This is a genomic window from Agrobacterium sp. GW821-FHT14E08 (assembly GCF_058803865.1).
This window is the reverse complement of record NZ_JBXAPJ010000007.1, coordinates 217502-233166: the sequence shown is the minus strand read 5'-3', so window position 1 is coordinate 233166 and position 15665 is coordinate 217502. Positions and strand designations below refer to the sequence as shown.

Below are 15665 nucleotides of genomic sequence, written 5' to 3'. Positions count from 1 at the left end.
GTTCATTCGTCCTTGATGCCCGCCACCACCTGTATGCGGCGCAGCGTCCACAGGACGACGATGCCGATGCCGGCGGCAACAATGGCCAGCGGCCACATGCCGAGACCGGCGGCAAGGCCGATCGCCGCGGAGAGCCACATGCTTGCCCCCGTCGTCAGACCTTTGACATCGCCCCTGGTATAGACGACCACACCTGCCGCCAGAAAGGCGATGCCCGCCGTCACGGCCTCCACCAACCGGATGGGATCGAGCCGCGCGGCCTCATGACCCTCCGCCATCGTCTCCATCATATGGATGGTGATGACGCAGAAAGTGACCGCTGCAAGACCGATCAGCATATTGGTGCGAAGACCGGCAGTATTCTTGTGAAATTCGCGCTCCAGACCGATCAGGCCGCACAGGATGACCGCACCAAAAACGCGCACCACCAGCACCTCGAAGGGAATGGAGATATTCATGGAAAATTCTTCTGCAAGGCTTTGGGGCACAGTCGTGTCTCCTCCCGAAATTTCAGCACAGTAAGTTAGGGAAAGCCTGTTGGTTCCCTGCAGCAATATAAATGTTGCGCGCAACGGAGCCGGAACCATGGGAGCTGCGAAGGGTTTGTCTCCCGTGCGGGCGCACGCCACGCACTTTCACACATGGGAGAAGGACCAATGGCCGAGAAGAAACTCGACGACCTGTTTTACGACACGTTGAAGGATATCTATTACGCCGAAAGGCAGATTCTCAAAGCCCTGCCGAAGATGGCGCGGGCAGCAACCGATACCAAGCTGAAACAGGCCTTTGAAAAGCACAAGGAAGAAACGCAGGGACAGATCGAACGCCTGCAGGAAGTGTTCGAAATGATCGGCAAGCGGGCGCAGGGCAAGACCTGCGAAGCTATCCAGGGCATCATCGCCGAGGGCGAGGAGATCATGGATGACTTCAAGGGCACGGCGGCTCTCGATGCCGGTCTCATTTCGTCGGCCCAGGCGGTCGAACATTATGAGATCGCGCGTTACGGCACCCTAAAGGCATGGGCGGAAAAGCTGGGACACGCCAACGTCGTTTCCCTGCTGGACGCCACGCTCAAGGAAGAAACCAAAACAGACGATGCGCTGACATCGCTTGCCAAGACTTCGATCAATGCGGCGGCCCAGAAGAAAGCGGCATGACAGGTTTCAGCCGCACAATTAAAAAAACCGGAATGGTCATCCATTCCGGTTTTTTTTGCTTAAGGGCTACCCGTTCTATGGGAGGGTATAGGCAATCACATAGTCGCCCGGTTTGGTTCCCACCGAGCCGTGCCCCCCGGCAACCATCACGACATATTGCTTGCCGCCCTCCAGGGCATAGGTCATCGGCGTTGCCTGGCCACCGGCCGGCAGACGCGCTTCCCAGAGCTGCTTGCCGGTAGTGAGGTCGTAGGCCCGCAGATAGTCGTCGACCGCCGCACCGAGGAAGGCCACGCCACCCTTGGTGATCATCGGCCCGCCGATGCCCGGCACACCCACCTTGAAGGGCAGTGGCAGCGGCGTCATGTCGTAGACCGTGCCGTTCTTGTGTTTGTAGGCGATATCGCCGGTGCGAAGGTCAGCACCTGCGACATAGCCCCATGGCGGCGCCTGGCAGGGGATTTTCAACGGACCGAGAAACGGCCCCATGAAGACGCCATAAGGCGCGCCGTCATTGCGGTTCAAGCCCTGCTCGCTGCCCTTCTCGTCCTGACCCTTTGGCGGAATCTGGTCGCGCGGAACCAGCTTCGAGGTGAAGGCGAGATAGGTCGGCATGCCGAACATGACCTGACGTTCAGGATCGACCGCTACGCTGCCCCAGTTGAACGTGCCGAAATTGCCGGGATAGATGATCGAACCCGTCAGCGACGGCGGCGTGTAACGGCCCTTGTAGTTCAATTGATGGAAGCGGATACGGCAGGCGAGCTGATCGAACATGGAGACGCCCCACATGTCCTTTTCCTTCAGCGGCTCCGGCTTGAATGACAGCGCCGTCGTCGGCTGCGTCGGCGACGTGAAGTCTTCGGGAATAGCACCGCCCGGCGCCGGTTCTTCCGTGATCGGCAGAAGCGGTTCGCCGGTACGCCGGTCGAGAACGTAGATATCGCCCTGCTTGGTGGGTCCGACGAGCGCCGGAACGCTCTGGCCGTCCTTGGTGATGTCCAGAAGCACCGGCTGGGCCGGAACATCCATGTCCCACAGATCGTGGTGAACTGTCTGCCGCACCCAGCGATCCTTGCCGGTATTGATATCGAGCGCGACGATGGAGGAGGAATATTTCTCCACATTCTCGCTGCGCCCCATGCCGAGCTGATCCGGCACCTGGTTGCCGAGCGGTACATAGACGAGGCCGAGACCTTCGTCATAGCTTAGAACAGACCAGCTGTTCGGCGAGTTGGTCGTATAGGTCTCGCCCGCCGCAATCGGCTCGGTCTTTTCCGGATTGCCGGAATCCCAGTTCCAGATCAAAGCGCCGCTGTTCACATCGAAAGCACGGATGACGCCGGACTGTTCCTGCGTGGAATAGTTGTCGTTCACCGCGCCGCCGATGATGATCTTGCCAGCGGCGATGACCGGCGGCGAGGTCGAATAATAATAACCGGCGGGATTGTATTTCATGCCCTGCTCAAGATGCAGGACACCCTGATCTGCAAAGGACGTGCAGACCTGACCGGTTGCGGCATCGAGTGCGATCAGCCGCGCATCGGAGGTCGGCAGATAGACGCGCTCGGCGCAGGCCGTTCCCTGCGCGGCGTTGGGCTCGGCATAATAGGAAACGCCGCGGCAGGTCTGGTGCTGGCGGTCGGGATTGAGGCCGACATTCGGGTCGTATTTCCACTTTTCCTTGCCGGTGGCGGCATCGATGGCAATCGCCCAATTATGCGGCGTGCAGATATAAAGCGTGTTGCCAACCTTGAGCGGCGTGACCTGATAGGTCGTCTCACCCACATCATCGGGCAGCTTCACGTCGCCCGTCTGGTAACGCCAGGCTTCCTTGAGCTGCGAGACGTTATCGACATTGACCTGGGTCAGCGGCGAATAACGCTGGCCATAGGGGGTGCGACCATATTGATGCCAGTCACCGTCAGGCACATTGCCGCCATAGACGGGTGCCGCAGATGCGGTCTCCTGTGGCAGGGAACCCGGCTTGTCATGCGGATCCTGCGCCATGGAATATCCGGCCACTGCTATGGAGGCGAGAACCGATAGCCCAAGCGGCCATGCATTCGGGCCGTAACGCAAGCCTGTCGGGCTCGCAAAACCAAGTGGTTTTCTGACCCAGGGCACCAGAAGCCAGAGGCCGATGAGAATGATGATGCCGCCACGCGGACCGAGCTGCCACCAGTCGAAACCAACTTCCCAGACGGCCCAGGCAAGGGTCGCGACGATGAAGACGGCATAGACGTGCAGTGCTGCACGATTGCGCTTGAAGAGCAGGATGGCCGTCAACAGGAAGGCCAGCCCGGAAAGGACATAATAAAAGCTCCCGCCCAGCATGACCAGCTGAGAGCCGAAGCCGAACAGCGCAAGGCCGATCAGCGAGAGAATAACCGCAGTGACGGTGACTGCCATGAATGAAACCCCCGATTCCTGTCACTTTGCGTGAAATGAAATCGGGTGCGATCTGGTTCCATAAGAACCATTCATTTGTCGTGAAAAATTTCACGGCATGGTGGTCATGGGTTTTGCGACGCGCCGGTCGAGCCCTGCGGGGCAGGTGAGGTCTCCATCTGGGAATTTTGCGGCCGGTTCTCATCAGGCTCGAAAACCGAATATTCGACGACGGCCCAAACCACCAGCGCAAGAAGTACACTGACAATCAAAATGACAAGCACCGGCCGTCCCTGGGACCCTTGCCGTGCCCGTGTTGCCGTCTCGCTTTTCGGGGAATCCCGACCGTCGAGATAGTGGGCATTTTCTCTGGCCATGTCTTTCACTCCCTGTAACCCTGCAGATTTAATCCCCTGGGTCAGGGTTTTGTTCCAGATCGCCGGAGAACGACTTTAACCGCACTCGGCCGGCAAACGGGGCCTCTCCGCGCGCTCATCCTCTGCCACATCCACCGCGCTGAAGCTTTGCCCGAGGCCGAGCCAGGAGACCGGCAGGCGTGTTCCACCGCCATCCGTTTCCCGGATATCGTCTGGCGGGTTATCGGAATTCGCCGACGGCGGGGGCAATGTTCCCGCATGAAAGCGGGTGCCGGAAAAGGAAAGGTATCTTTTAACCGCATGGCGCCATCCACGCCAAAGGTCCAGAAAAGCAGGAATTCTCAACATCATGATTGTCAGGCAATATATCGATAAAATAACTTCCCCTTGTTTGGCACGTCTGGACGAGTCGCACATCCCCGTTGCGACGCAACCGCAGCGAATGGTCGAATTGTGCCAACAAACCGTCATAAAGTGTCAGATAGAGCTCGGCAAAGCGTGATCAGCGGCCGAGCTGCACGATCCAGCGTGTCCATTCCGCACTATCAGGCTTCAGAATATCCGACGTGACGTCACGGCTTTCCGACGCGAAATGGCGCATCTGGCGCGGCGAAAGACCGAAGGTCTTCTTGAAGACGCGGCTGAAATTTTCCGGATTGGTGAAACCATAAGACGCCGCCACCTCGGCAATCGTCATATGTGCCGATTGCGGTGCCCGCAGGAAATCCATTGCACGTTCGAGACGCCGATGGGTGATGCAGGCCGAAAACCCGCCCAGCGGCTCGAAAAGCCGATAGACGGTGCGCCGTGATACGCCGAATTCGCCCATGACCCTTTCCACCGACAGGGCCGGATCGAGAAGGTGATTGTCGATATAGCGCCTGATGGATGCCCGGAGCGCCCGCTGCACGCCCTGCGCATTGTCGTGCCCGACATGATTGTTGATGGCGGCTGCGGCAAGGTCCAGAAGCGGCGAGACCGTGGCTGCGCCTTCACTGGCGTTCATCACGTCGAAATGACGATAGATGCTCGTCATCGTTTCGCGCAGCAGCGATACCAGCGGCAGACCGGCCGGCAGCACACGTTCATGATGATTGCCGGAACCGACAAGCCTGCCTTCCAGCAGCCGGCGCGGCACGACGAGGCTGAGATGGTCATGGTCTGTCGTCGCAGTGGCCAACGGTTGCGCCATATCGATGAGATAGAGGTCGCCGGGGCCCGCGGTCTCGCCCGATCCACGCCGCGACATGCTTTGTCCGCTGGCGTAGAATTGCAGGAGAAAACCGTCCATGCCGTCGCGGGCAAGCTTGTGGCGCGAACGGTCGAAATCCTGCGCCGAGGACTGGGTGCGACCGAGCGCGACATTGCCGATGAAAGCCGCATCGACGCTGGCGAAGAAACCGTCATCCTGCGGGCGACGCAGCCGGGCATCGAACAGCACGTTGATCGAATCCCGCCAAAGCCCCATGGCGTCGCGTTTCGGCACCTGGCGCGTGTCGAAGCGCGAGCGCGCCAGCGGCGCTTCAAAAGACCCTGTGTTCATCATGACGCTTTTCCGTGAACACGGCGCTGACTCCGCCGTCCACGAAAACTATACAGGATTGAAACCGCTCAACAATGCCGGAAGCCGATGAGACGGTTCGCTTCAAGCGCGTGCACGAGAATTATTTCGCGGTCCAGCCGCCATCGATGGAGATGGTGGTGCCGGTGATGGAGCGCGCCATATCGCCGGAGAGATAAAGCGCCATTTCCGCCACTTCTTCCGGTTGCACAAACCGCCTGGTCGGCTGCGGCGCAAGCATCACCTTTTTCACCACATCCTCCTCGCTCATGCCATGCACACGCGCCTGATCGGCAACCTGGGCGGCGACAAGCGGCGTCCAGACATAACCGGGGCAGATGGCGTTGCAGGTGATGCCGAGTTCGGCCACTTCCAGCGCCACGCTTTTCGTCAGGCCCACCACTGCATGTTTGGTCGCCACATAGGGTCCCTTGAAGGGCGAAGCACGCAGGCCGTGCGCGGAAGCGATGTTGACGATGCGGCCCCAACCCCTTTCCTTCATGCCCGGCAAAGCCGCACGGATCGTATGAAAGGCACTGTCGAGCGAGATAGCGACAATGTGGGAGAAATCGGCAAAATCGAACTCGTCGATCGGCGCGACTTTCTGGATGCCGGCATTATTGACGAGGACGTCAATATGACCGAATTCGGCGATGACGGTTTCCGGCAGATGGGCGCTTTCATCATAATTGGCGAGGTTGGCGGCAAAATAGACCGGCCTGTGCCGCGCCACCTTCGCGACCGCCTCCAGCGCCTGCGTCGCCTCCTCGGCCGTCTCTATGCCATGCACCGCAACCAGATACCCCGCCTCGGCGAAACGTTTGGCGATGGCGAGCCCGATGCCGCTGGTGGAACCCGTGACGAGCACGGTTTTCGGTTGATCCTCCATCGGCCTAGTCCTTCAGCTGCGGCAGGTTGCGGAAAAGTTCGAGCGCTTCGGGATTGGCGAGCGCATCGGCATTCTTCACCGGCCGGCCATGGATGGTGTCACGCACCGCGATTTCGGAAATCTTGCCCGAACGCGTGCGGGGAATGGCGCTGACGGCAATGATCCTTGCCGGCACATGCCGCGGCGTCGCACCCGAACGGATGCGGCTGCGGATCGTTTTTTCCAGCTCTTCCGTCAAAACCGCACCGCCCTTCATGCGCAGGAAGAGGATGACCCGCTGGTCGCCCTCGATATCCTGCCCCACGGCAATGGCCTCTTCGACTTCAGGCACGGTTTCCACCTGCCGGTAGATTTCGGCCGTGCCGATGCGAACCCCGCCGGGATTGAGCGTCGTGTCCGAACGTCCATGGATAACATAGCCGCCGGAAGGGCGCATCTCGGCGAAATCGCCATGCGCCCATATTCCGGGGAACCGGTCGAAATAGGCAGCCTGATAGCGCGAGCCATCCTCATCGCCCCAGAACTTCACCGGCATGGACAGATGCGCATTGCGGCAGACGAGTTCGCCGGCAACGCCACGATCGGAATGTCCCTCATCATCCAGCGTGTCGATATCCATGCCGAGCATCGCACCCTGCAATTCGCCGCGATGCACGGGCTGCAAAGGGTTGCCGCCGAGGAAACAGGCGCAGATATCCGTGCCGCCGGAAATAGAGGCGAGGTGCACGTCGGCCTTCCAGTCGCGATAGATATAATCGAAGGATTGCGGAATGAGCGGCGAGCCTGTCGAAAGGATCGTCCTCAGCGATGAAAGATCGTGGCTTTCGCGCGGCTTCAGCCCGGCCTTCAGGCAGGCGTCGATAAACTTCGCCGACGTGCCGAAAGTGGCGATCCGCTCGGCGTCGATGAGATCGATCAGCCGCGCCGATGTTGGATAACCGGGATTGCCGTCATAGGTGATGAGCGTTGCGCCGAGCGCCAGACCGGAGACCTGCCAGTTCCACATCATCCAGCCGCAGGTGGTGAAATAAAAGAAGCGCTCCCCTTCCTGAATATCGCATTGCAGCTTCAGCTCCTTCATGTGCTGAAGAAGCAAACCGCCGCCGGAATGGGTGATGCATTTCGGCTTGCCGGTGGTGCCGGAGGAATAAAGGATCGCCAGCGGCGCCTTGACGGGCAGACGGTTGAAGGCAATCTCGCCCGCCGCATAAGGCGCGACGAAATCCGTAAGCGTCACGCAGCCGAGATCGGCAAGGCTTTCGGGAACGGTGTCGCCGATCAGCACGATCTTTTCAGGAGCCGCACTTTTCGCGACGGCGCGGATGGTCGGGCCGACATCGATGCGCTTGCCGGCATAACCATATTCCGGCACGGCGATGAGGATTTTCGGGCCGATCTGCGACAGGCGGTCGGAGGCTCCCGCCGGGCCGAAATCCGGCGAGCAGGACGACCAGATCGCCCCGATGGCGCTCGCGGCCAGATAGCTGACGATCGCCTCGATATCATGGGTGACGATGGCCCCGACGCGGTCGCCTTGCCTCACACCGGCATGGGCAAGCGCCTGCACCATGCGGGACACTTCGTCGTAAAGCTCTCTGCGGGTAATCTCGCGCCTTGTGCCGTCGTCGCGATGGGCGATGATGGCCAGCCGCGCGTCGGCATTGCGCAGAAGGTTCTCCGCATAATTGAGCCTCGCGCCCGGATAGAACTCGGCCTCCCGGATCGTCGCGCCCGGTTTGAATGCCACATCGCCTCGCGTGCCGATAATGCCGAGTTCGTCCCACAGCGCATCGTAAAATTCATCCGGCGCGTCGATGGACCAGCGCAGCAGGCCGGCATAGTCATTGGCGGCCTGCCCGTGCAGCTTTGCCGTTTTCGTGGCGAAGGCGAAAAGCGCCGAACGCTCCAGCCTCTTCTCCGGCGGCACCCATAAGATGTCGGATGGCGCGGCGTCCGTCATGCTTCGCTCCCGCGCAGCATTTCGACGATGGCGGAAAAATCACGCCCGCCGCTCCCCTCATCGACGAAGTTCTCGTAAAGCGCCGCCGCCGCCGCACCGAGTGGGGTGGAGGCCCCGGCTCCATTCGCGGCCTCCTGCGAAAGCTTCAGATCCTTCAGCATCAGGGCCGCTGCAAATCCGGGATGGTATTCCTTGTTGGCGGGCGATGTCGGCACCGGGCCCGGCACCGGGCAATAGGTGGTGAGCGACCAGCATTGCCCGGAGGAGGTGGAGGCGACATCGAACAGCGCCTGATGCGAAAGCCCGAGTTTTTCGCCCAGCACGAAGGCTTCGGAAACGGCGATCATGGAAATGCCGAGGATCATGTTGTTGCAGATCTTGGCCGCCTGGCCGTTACCGCCCTTGCCGCAATGCACGATCTTCTTGCCCATCGCCTCCAGCACCGGCTTTGCCGCAGAGAAGGCCTCAGCCTCGCCGCCGCACATGAAGGTCAGGGTGCCCGCCGCAGCCCCGCCCGTCCCGCCGGAAACGGGCGCATCGACCGAGGGGCAACCGGCGGAAGCAGCCAGTTCATGCGCCTTAAGCGCGCTTTCCATATCCACCGTCGAGCAATCGATGAGCAGCGTTCCAGCAGGGATTTTCCGAACCAGATCGCCATAGACCGACACGACATGTTCGCCCTTCGGCAGCATGGTGATGATCACGTCAGCCGCTTCGATGGCCTCGGCGGAATCCGCGGCAACGGGAATGCCCGCCTCTCTCGCCGCCGCGCGGCAGGCTTCGGAAAGATCGTGACCCCTGACGGCATATCCGGCCTTGACGAGATTGGCGGCCATGGGCAGGCCCATATGTCCCAGCCCGATAAAAGCGACGGTCTTCATCGGAGCGCTCCTTTCAGCGATTATCCGCAAGGATCATGTCGGCGGCCTTTTCGGCAATCATGATCGTCGGGGAATTGGTATTTCCGGATGTGATACGCGGCATCACTGATGCATCGGCGACGCGCAACCCGGCGAGCCGGCGGAATTTCAGCCGCGCATCGACCACGCTTTCCATATCCGACCCCATGCGCAGCGTGCCGACGGGGTGAAAGATGGTGGTGCCGATATCGCCCGCGGCCTTTGCAAGATCATTGTCGTTTTCGAAGGAGGGACCCGGCTTGTATTCCTGCGGCTTGAACCGCGCAAAGGCCGGCTGGGCGACGATGCGGCGCGTCAGCCGCATGGAATCGATGGCCACCTGGCGGTCGCCTTCGGTGGAAAGATAGTTCGGGCGGATTTCCGGTTGCATGGCGAAATCCGGTCCTTTCACATGCACTGAGCCCCGGCTTTCCGGCCGCAGATTGCAGACACTTGCGGTAATGGCCGGAAAAGTGTGAACCGGATCGCCGAACTTGTCGAGTGAAACCGGCTGGACATGATATTCCAGATCAGCGGTTTCCTTCTCGGGTGACGAACGGGTGAAGACACCGAGCTGGCTCGGCGCCATCGACATCGGCCCGGAGCGCGTCAGTGCATATTCGAGGCCGATCCGCGCCTTGCCGAACAGGGTGGAAGCCCTTTCATTCAGCGTCAGGACGCCGGAGACCTTATAGACCATGCGCAGTTGCAGATGGTCCTGCAGATTTTCACCCACACCCTGAACCTCCGCTACTGTGTCGATACCGGCCGCCTGCAACACATCGCCACGGCCAACGCCGGAAAGCTCCAGAATATGCGGCGAGCCAATGGCACCGGCGGACAGCACCGTCTCACGCCGAGCCCGCATCGTTTTCAAGACGCCGTCATGGTGAAACTCGACGCCGGTAACACGGCCTTCTTCGATGATCAGGCGCTTGACATGGGCCTTGGTCAGAACCGTCAGGTTCTTGCGGCCAAGCGCCGGTTTCAGGAAGGCTTTCGCCGTGTTCCAGCGCCAGCCCGCCCGCTGGTTGACGTCGAAATAACCGGCACCCTCATTGTCGCCCCGGTTGAAATCATCGGTCGTGGGAATGCCCGCCTCGCCCGCCGCCTTCTGGAAAGCATCCAGCACATCCCAGCGCACACGGGCCTTTTCCACGCGCCATTCGCCGCCGGCGGAATGCATCTCGTTCTTGCCGCGATAAAAGTCTTCCGACTTCAGGAAATAGGGCAGGATATCGTTCCATCCCCAGCCCTCGCAGCCGAGCTGCCGCCACATATCGTAATCGCGCGCCTGGCCGCGCATATAGATCATGCCGTTGATGGAGGAGCAGCCGCCAAGCACCTTGCCGCGCGGATAGATCAGCGAGCGGCCGTTGAGCCCCGGCTCTTCCGCCGTCTTGAAACACCAGTCGGTGCGCGGATTGTTGATGCAATAGAGATAACCGACCGGAATATGGATCCAGTGGTAATTATCGTTGCCGCCCGCTTCCAGCAGCAGCACGCGGTTGTTCGGATCTTTCGAAAGGCGGTTGGCGAGAACGCATCCGGCACTCCCCGCTCCGATGACGATATAGTCATATTCGCCCATACTCTTCTCCATACGCCGCCCTTGCCGCGTCGTCCCGGACGCGGGGGAGGCCTTTCCAGTGTTTTCAAAAAATGTTTAGCCGCGGTGCTGGAAGCCGAGTTTTCTCCCAAGCCGCGACGCGTAGAATTCGCCGATAAGACCCCGTCGGAACACCAGAACGCAGGCCATGAAAACGAGGCCGGTAATGATGGTAACCGGGAAATCCGATGTCGCGAGATAGTTTTGCAGGGTGACGACAAGGCCCGCGCCAAAAATCGGGCCAATCATGGTGCCGATGCCGCCGAGCAGCGTCATCAGGATTACTTCGCCGGACATCTGCCAGGTCACATCCGTCAGCGTTGCGAACTGGAAGACCAGCGCCTTCAGACCGCCCGCAAGACCGGCCAGCGTCGCCGACATCACGAAAGCACCGAGCTTGTAGCGCTGCACGCTGTAGCCCAGCGAAATGGCGCGTTGCTCGTTTTCGCGGATCGATTTCAGGATCATGCCGAAGGGCGAGTTGACGAAACGCCAGATGACCAGAAGCGCCAACACAAAGGCGGCCAGCACCGTATAATAGATGTTGAGCGGCGCGTTGAGATCGAGAAGGCCGAAGAGATGGCCGCGCGGCACGCCCTGCAAGCCATCCTCACCATGGGTGAACGGCGCCTGAAGGCAGAAGAAATAAAACATCTGCGACAGCGCCAGCGTGATCATGGCGAAATAGATGCCCTGGCGGCGGATGGCGAAAAAGCCGATGACAAGACCGAGCAGCGCCGCACCCGCCATGCCGATGACAAGGCCGATCTCCGGCGTCACGCCCCATTCTTTCACCGAATAGGCGGTGAAATAGGCTGCACCGCCGAAAAACGCGGCATGGCCGAAGGACAGAAGGCCCGTGTAACCGATCAGGAGGTTGAAGGCGCAGGCAAACAGCGCAAAGCACAGCAGCTTCATCAGAAAGATCGGATAAACGAACATCGGCGCGGCGATGAGAACGGCAAGCCCTGCGAGAATAAGCACGGTCTTGATGGTGCCGGCAGTCGTCGAAACCTCCGTCTGCGGCATTGCTCCGGCGGTGGGGCTATGGGTGGCTTTGGACATATCAGGCGTCCTTTCCGAAAAGTCCGGCGGGGCGGATGAGCAGCACAAAGGCCATGATGACGAAAATGACGATGTTGGAGGCTTCCGGGTAGAACACCTTGGTAAGGCCCTCCGCAATGCCGAGCATGTAACCGGTGACAATGGCACCCATGATCGACCCCATGCCGCCAACCACGACCACGGCAAAAACGACGATGATGAGGTTGGTGCCCATCAGCGGCGAGACCTGATAGATGGGCGCCGCCAGCACGCCGGTGAAGCCTGCAAGGCCGGCACCCAGCGCGTAGGTCAGCGTCAGCAGTACCGGCACGTTGATGCCGAAAGCCTGCACCAGCGTCGGGTTTTCCGTCGCGGCCCGCAGATAGGAGCCGAGTCTTGTTTTTTCGATCAGCGCCCATGTCGCAATGCAGGCGACCAGCGAAATGACGACGACGAAAGCGCGGTAGTTCGGCAGGAACATGAAGCCGAGATTGGTGCCGCCGGCAAGCTGCGGCGGAACCGAATAGGGTTGGCCCGCAGCGCCATAAAGCCAGCGGAACGTGCCTTCCACCACCAGCGCCAGGCCGAAAGTGAAGAGCAGCCCATAAAGCGGATCGAGATCGTAAAGCCGTGACAGCATGAGACGTTCGACGATCGCACCGAGAAGCGCCACGACAAGCGGCGTCACCACCAGCGCCACCCAGAAATTGATGCCGAAATATTGCAGGCCGAGGAAGGCCACAAAAGCGCCGAGCATATATTGCGCGCCATGCGCAAAATTGATGACACGCAACAGGCCGAAAATGACGGCAAGGCCAAGCGACAGCAGGGCATAAAACGAACCGTTGATGAGGCCGATCAGCAATTGCCCGAGCAGTGCCTGAATTGGAACGCCGAAGATCATCGTCATCGTTAAACCCCCAGCACCTTGTTGAGTTCGCCCATGCGGCCGGAAAGCTCGCCCACCGGAAAATTGCCGACCATCTGGCCATGATCCATCAGGTAGAAGCGGTCGGCGATGCGGCTGGCGAAACGGAAATTCTGCTCGACCAGAACCACGGTCATGCCGCGGCTCTTCAGTGTCTTCAGCACCTCGCCGATGCGCTGGACGATAACAGGGGCAAGTCCCTCGGTCGGTTCATCAAGCAGCAGCACCTTCACCCCGGTGCGCAGGATGCGCGCCATGGCCAGCATCTGCTGCTCGCCACCGGAGAGCTTCGTGCCGGGGCTCGCCCGACGTTCATAAAGATTGGGAAACAGCTCGTATATCTCATCGAGAGTCATGCCGCCGGATGCGACGACGGGCGGCAGCTTCAGATTTTCCTCGACGCTCAGCGTCGCGAAGATGCCGCGCTCTTCCGGCACGAAACCAAGGCCGTATTTCGCAGTTCGATGCAGCGGCACCGGCATCATATCCTTGCCGCCGAGCTTGATGGAACCCTTGCGGTTGCGGATGATGCCCATGATGGTGCGCAGCGTCGTGGTCTTCCCCACGCCGTTGCGGCCGAGAATGGTGATGGTTTCACCCTCGCCGACCGTCAGATCGACACCGTGCAGCGCCTGGCTTTCGCCATACCAGGATTTCAGGTTGGAGACTTCGAGCATTGCCGCCATATCAAGCCTCCTCCGTGCCCATATAGGCCGTGCGCACACGCGGATCGGCGGCAACAGCGGCATAATCGCCCTCCGCCAGAATTTCACCGCGTTGCAGGACCGTGACGTGGTGGCAAATATCGGCCACGACTTTCAGATTGTGTTCGACCATCAGCACCGCGCGTGTCTTTGCCACCTCACGGATGAGTTCGGCGACGTGGGCGACATCCTCGCCGCCCATGCCTGCCATCGGTTCATCGAGCAGCAGAACCTTCGGATCGAGCGCCAGCGTGGTGGCGATTTCGAGGACCCGCTTGCGGCCGTAAGAAAGATCGGCCGCAAGCGCATGTTTTTCTCGTGTCAGGCCGACCATGGCGATCAGCTCCTCGGCGCGGGCGTTCAGCCTGTCGAGCGAGGAGAGCGGCAGCCAGAACTGCGTTGCAAGGCTGTTGGGCCGCTGCAACGCCACCCGCACGTTTTCCAGAACCGTCAGATGCGGAAACACCGCCGATATCTGGAAAGACCTGACGAGGCCGAGACGCGCCACCTTGTCCGGCGGCGTCCTTGTTATGTCCGTTCCCATGAAGGTGATCGCCCCGCCTGTCGGCTGGAGAAACTTGGTCAACAGGTTGAAGACCGTGGTTTTGCCGGCACCGTTCGGACCGATAAGCGCATGCACGCGGGCATGGTGGACGTCGAGATCGACGTTTTTCACGGCCGCGAATGCGCCGAAGGTCTTGGAGAGACCGCGCGCCGAAAGAACGACGCGAGGTTCGGCCTGCCCGGCAAGGGCGGGAGCGATCGTCATCAAGCTTTCCCCTTTTTATTCTTCTTTACTGCGTTACCAGCGGGCAACCGCTCTTTGCGGGGTCCATGAAGGCTTCCTTGCCGGGGATGGTGGCAAGTACCTTGTAATAATCCCACGGCTGCTTGCTTTCCTCCGGCTTCTTCACTTCCATGAGATACATGTCGTGGATCATGCGGCCATTGGCGGCCACACGGCCGTCCTTCGAGAAAACGTCGTTGACCGGCATTTCCTTCATGGCCTTGGCGACGGCATCGGCATCATCCGTACCGGCCTTTTCGATGGCCTTCAGGTAGTGCAGCACGGCAGAGTAAGTGCCGGCATGAACCATGTTCGGCATGGCGCCAGTGCGTTCCTTGAAACGTTCACCGAACTTGCGCGATTCATCGTCGCGGTCCCAATAAAAACCTTCCGTCAGCGTCAACCCTTGAGCCGCTTCCAGACCGAGGCCGTGGACTTCGGCAAGCGTGAAGAGAAGCGCCGCAAGCCGCTGGCCGCCCGCCACGATACCGAATTCGGCCGCCTGCTTGATGGCGTTGGAGGTATCGAGACCGGCATTGGCAAGGCCTATGACCTTCGCGCCCGAAGACTGCGCCTGCAGCAGGAAGGAGGAATAATCCGTCGTGGCCAGCGGATGGCGCACGGAACCCAGCACCTTGCCGCCATTGGCCTTGACGAAATTGCCGGTGTTTTCTTCCAGCGAATAACCGAAGGCATAGTCTGCGGTCAGGAAGAACCAGCTGTCGCCGCCCTGCTTGACAAGCGCGCCGCCGGTGCCGACTGCCAGCGAATAGGTGTCATAGGCCCAATGGAAACCATAGGGGCTGCATTGTTTGCCCGTCAGCTCGGTGGTTGCCGCACCCGTATTGACGGTAATCTTCTTCTTGTCCTTGGAAAGCGCCTGTACGGCGAGGCCCACCGACGACGACGTCAATTCCATGATCGAATCGACCTGTTCGGTGTCGTACCATTGGCGGGCGATATTGGAGGCGACATCCGCCTTGTTCTGGTGGTCGGCGGTCACCACTTCCACCGGCGCATTGAGCACCTTGCCGCCGAAATCCTCGACCGCCATCTTCGCGGCCTCGTAAGAATATTTGCCGCCGAAGTTGGCATAGACGCCCGACTGGTCGTTCAGGATGCCGATCTTGACCTTGCCGTCGGAAATCTCGGCGGCATAAGCGGCGGTGCCCGCGGCTAGTGCCATGGCCGTGGATAAAAGGATACTCTTGCGCATGACTTCTCCTCCCAGAGATGATTGCGAGCCTCAGATGGGTCTGTGCAACGGTGAACGAAACCGCCTGCGGGCTTCCATGCCATTGCACCCGAATGGTCACACCGCCCTCCTCAAAGCGATGCATCCTGAGCCTAGACTTCTCG

At 60.3% G+C, this 15665-nt stretch carries 14 protein-coding genes; 1 reads left to right on the top strand and 13 read right to left on the bottom strand.

From position 1 onward, the window contains the following. Positions 1-2: 2 nt before the first annotated feature. Positions 3-488, bottom strand: coding sequence for an MgtC/SapB family protein (locus tag AC1ROR_RS22305; RefSeq protein ID WP_003498468.1), 486 nt, complete (start codon positions 486-488; stop codon positions 3-5). Positions 489-656: 168 nt separating this feature from the next. Between AC1ROR_RS22305 and AC1ROR_RS22300 the strand changes: the two genes are divergently transcribed. Then, positions 657-1157 carry a YciE/YciF ferroxidase family protein gene (locus AC1ROR_RS22300; RefSeq protein ID WP_498590770.1) on the top strand — a complete coding sequence of 167 codons (501 nt, stop codon included), beginning with the start codon at positions 657-659 and terminating at the stop codon, positions 1155-1157. Positions 1158-1232: 75 nt separating this feature from the next. Here the strand turns inward: AC1ROR_RS22300 and AC1ROR_RS22295 are convergent, their stop codons facing one another. The 12 genes from AC1ROR_RS22295 to AC1ROR_RS22240 all read right to left on the bottom strand — a co-directional run bounded on the left by AC1ROR_RS22295 (position 1233) and on the right by AC1ROR_RS22240 (position 15522). Next, positions 1233-3569 (bottom strand): glucose/quinate/shikimate family membrane-bound PQQ-dependent dehydrogenase, encoded by a 2337-nt coding sequence (locus AC1ROR_RS22295; RefSeq protein WP_498590769.1) that lies wholly within the window; start codon positions 3567-3569, stop codon positions 1233-1235. A gap of 104 nt (positions 3570-3673) precedes the next feature. Continuing rightward, a complete protein-coding gene (locus AC1ROR_RS22290; protein WP_498590768.1) occupies positions 3674-3925 on the bottom strand; it encodes a hypothetical protein in 252 nt (83 codons plus the stop codon). A gap of 502 nt (positions 3926-4427) precedes the next feature. Then, complete coding sequence (locus tag AC1ROR_RS22285; RefSeq protein WP_142173492.1) at positions 4428-5471, bottom strand: helix-turn-helix domain-containing protein; 1044 nt, start codon at positions 5469-5471, stop codon at positions 4428-4430. A gap of 118 nt (positions 5472-5589) precedes the next feature. Further along, a complete protein-coding gene (locus AC1ROR_RS22280) occupies positions 5590-6375 on the bottom strand; it encodes a 3-hydroxybutyrate dehydrogenase (RefSeq protein WP_080839034.1) in 786 nt (261 codons plus the stop codon). Between the two features lie 4 nt (positions 6376-6379). Beyond that, on the bottom strand, positions 6380-8335 hold the full coding sequence (locus AC1ROR_RS22275; RefSeq protein WP_498590767.1) for an acetoacetate--CoA ligase: 1956 nt from the start codon (positions 8333-8335) through the stop codon (positions 6380-6382). After that, positions 8332-9216: a 3-hydroxyisobutyrate dehydrogenase gene (gene mmsB / locus AC1ROR_RS22270; RefSeq protein ID WP_142173486.1), complete on the bottom strand. Its 885-nt coding sequence runs from the start codon at positions 9214-9216 to the stop codon at positions 8332-8334. Before mmsB ends, AC1ROR_RS22275 begins: the two co-directional genes overlap by 4 nt. A 13-nt stretch (positions 9217-9229) precedes the next feature. After that, positions 9230-10825: a GMC family oxidoreductase gene (locus AC1ROR_RS22265; protein WP_498590766.1), complete on the bottom strand. Its 1596-nt coding sequence runs from the start codon at positions 10823-10825 to the stop codon at positions 9230-9232. A 75-nt stretch (positions 10826-10900) separates the two neighbouring features. Beyond that, on the bottom strand, positions 10901-11908 hold the full coding sequence (locus AC1ROR_RS22260; RefSeq protein WP_080839024.1) for a branched-chain amino acid ABC transporter permease: 1008 nt from the start codon (positions 11906-11908) through the stop codon (positions 10901-10903). A gap of 1 nt (position 11909) precedes the next feature. Continuing rightward, complete coding sequence (locus AC1ROR_RS22255) at positions 11910-12797, bottom strand: branched-chain amino acid ABC transporter permease (RefSeq protein ID WP_035223592.1); 888 nt, start codon at positions 12795-12797, stop codon at positions 11910-11912. A 2-nt stretch (positions 12798-12799) separates the two neighbouring features. Further along, complete coding sequence (locus tag AC1ROR_RS22250; RefSeq protein ID WP_035223595.1) at positions 12800-13501, bottom strand: ABC transporter ATP-binding protein; 702 nt, start codon at positions 13499-13501, stop codon at positions 12800-12802. Between the two features lies 1 nt (position 13502). Further along, entirely contained in the window at positions 13503-14288 is a 786-nt protein-coding gene (locus tag AC1ROR_RS22245) for an ABC transporter ATP-binding protein (protein ID WP_003522494.1), read from the bottom strand. Positions 14289-14313: 25 nt separating this feature from the next. Further along, positions 14314-15522 carry an ABC transporter substrate-binding protein gene (locus tag AC1ROR_RS22240; protein WP_498590765.1) on the bottom strand — a complete coding sequence of 403 codons (1209 nt, stop codon included), beginning with the start codon at positions 15520-15522 and terminating at the stop codon, positions 14314-14316. Positions 15523-15665 lie beyond the last annotated feature (143 nt).

Bases quoted from the DNA above. Each gene is read 5' to 3' on its own strand.
- AC1ROR_RS22295 (WP_498590769.1), bottom strand. From the start codon at position 3,569: ATGGCAGTCACCGTCACTGCGGTTATTCTCTCGCTGATCGGCCTTGCG.
- AC1ROR_RS22255 (WP_035223592.1), bottom strand. From the start codon at position 12,797: ATGACGATGATCTTCGGCGTTCCAATTCAGGCACTGCTCGGGCAATTG.
- mmsB (WP_142173486.1), bottom strand. From the start codon at position 9,216: ATGAAGACCGTCGCTTTTATCGGGCTGGGACATATGGGCCTGCCCATG.
- AC1ROR_RS22300 (WP_498590770.1), top strand. From the start codon at position 657: ATGGCCGAGAAGAAACTCGACGACCTGTTTTACGACACGTTGAAGGAT.
- AC1ROR_RS22280 (WP_080839034.1), bottom strand. From the start codon at position 6,375: ATGGAGGATCAACCGAAAACCGTGCTCGTCACGGGTTCCACCAGCGGC.
- AC1ROR_RS22260 (WP_080839024.1), bottom strand. From the start codon at position 11,908: ATGTCCAAAGCCACCCATAGCCCCACCGCCGGAGCAATGCCGCAGACG.
- AC1ROR_RS22265 (WP_498590766.1), bottom strand. From the start codon at position 10,825: ATGGGCGAATATGACTATATCGTCATCGGAGCGGGGAGTGCCGGATGC.
- AC1ROR_RS22250 (WP_035223595.1), bottom strand. From the start codon at position 13,501: ATGGCGGCAATGCTCGAAGTCTCCAACCTGAAATCCTGGTATGGCGAA.
- AC1ROR_RS22245 (WP_003522494.1), bottom strand. From the start codon at position 14,288: ATGACGATCGCTCCCGCCCTTGCCGGGCAGGCCGAACCTCGCGTCGTT.
- AC1ROR_RS22275 (WP_498590767.1), bottom strand. From the start codon at position 8,335: ATGACGGACGCCGCGCCATCCGACATCTTATGGGTGCCGCCGGAGAAG.
- AC1ROR_RS22285 (WP_142173492.1), bottom strand. From the start codon at position 5,471: ATGATGAACACAGGGTCTTTTGAAGCGCCGCTGGCGCGCTCGCGCTTC.
- AC1ROR_RS22240 (WP_498590765.1), bottom strand. From the start codon at position 15,522: ATGCGCAAGAGTATCCTTTTATCCACGGCCATGGCACTAGCCGCGGGC.
- AC1ROR_RS22290 (WP_498590768.1), bottom strand. From the start codon at position 3,925: ATGGCCAGAGAAAATGCCCACTATCTCGACGGTCGGGATTCCCCGAAA.